Raw genomic sequence first — 1,322 nt, forward strand, 5'->3', positions numbered from 1 at the left:
TATGATTATCCTGCAATGTATTGGCACAACAATATCGAAACTGCTGCTCCAGGCGCGCCTCATCATCAATACCTTTTTTAATCACATATTTTAGGCGCATATTATCAAGGTCGAAAATAAGGGTACAACCGGCATTAAACCTGTATAAGGTATCCGCTGCTTCTTCTACAGGAGGCGCATAGCCTTCAATAGAAAACTGGTCCTCTTCATTCAACCTGCACTTGACTCCCCGTTGCTGCGTAAGGGTAATAACTACATGGTTTACAATTTTATCATCGGGGCTGATGCGGCTTGCCAGCCACATATGATCTACCCAATAAGCAGCAGTTTTTGATCGGCTGGAATAATTAAAGCCATTTTTACGACACTCTGCCTGCGTGCCTCCAAAATACAACCCTGTTAACTGCAGTAAATCGTCTACTGAAATTTTCTCCAGTAATTTTGTAAAAATCCGGTTATGTAATCCGGCCTTGGTATCTTCACTGCCTGCAATATACTTTTTGGTTTTACCATATATGTCGCGCCGATCGGTCAAATACCCTACATCATCTTTAAAAGACTTCAGGAATTCGCCAAACAGGGCTTCATTAATTTTTAACTGATTAACAACCGGCAGCTCAGGATAACAAAGCGCTTCCACCGACATGGTTTTAATCCCTTCCGGATAAATACCCCTTCGTTGAAACGCCTCTACAAATGCAATCCTGTAATTATGTACATCTTCCTTTACCAGGTCTATATCCGCAGTGATCAATGCCCTGAGGTAATCGCCAAAATTAATATCCAGGGGCGGGCAATAATCAAGTGCGCGGACACAAATCTTCAATATTCGTTGAGCTGTACTGGCGGCGGTTTCAGCCAACAGGTCAACGAGGTCGGGATGAATGTCGCCATCGGCCAGTTTTCCGGTACCACCGGTTGCCACCCGTAGTAATTTTCGGATCCTGCTTTTGTAAATGGTTAAAAAGGCCTCAAATACGGCAGCTACCAGTATAGACCCACGTGCATGGAATTCAAGCACCGTTTCATATTCATTGGCATCGGGCTCGTGGGGCTGCCATTGCCCGGTGGCCGGATCAATTCCGCCGATAGCATCCCGCAAACTTCCATATCCACCAATGGCTTTACCAAATTCCTGTGCCAGTTGTCCCAGTAAGTTTTGCGAGGCCAGGTCTCCTTTAGTACGCGCAATCTGGTGCTTCAATACCTCTGGAAAAGAGAAATGCTGAAACAGGGCTACGATATCGGCAAAAGCTTCATGAAAAGCTCTTGTATCCGGATGCGTTGGCCGAATATACTGGCTGTGCATACCATCGAGCAGA

Annotated in this window: 1 protein-coding gene; it reads right to left on the minus strand. The window is 45.4% G+C overall.

Annotated elements, in window-relative coordinates:
- A partial coding sequence (locus A1D16_RS05945) for a hypothetical protein (RefSeq protein ID WP_290708371.1) occupies nucleotides 1-1,322 on the minus strand: 1,322 nt, incomplete at both ends.

Origin of the sequence: Flavihumibacter sp. CACIAM 22H1 (assembly GCF_001601815.1) — a bacterium.
Classification (GTDB): Bacteria; Bacteroidota; Bacteroidia; order Chitinophagales; family Chitinophagaceae; genus Flavihumibacter.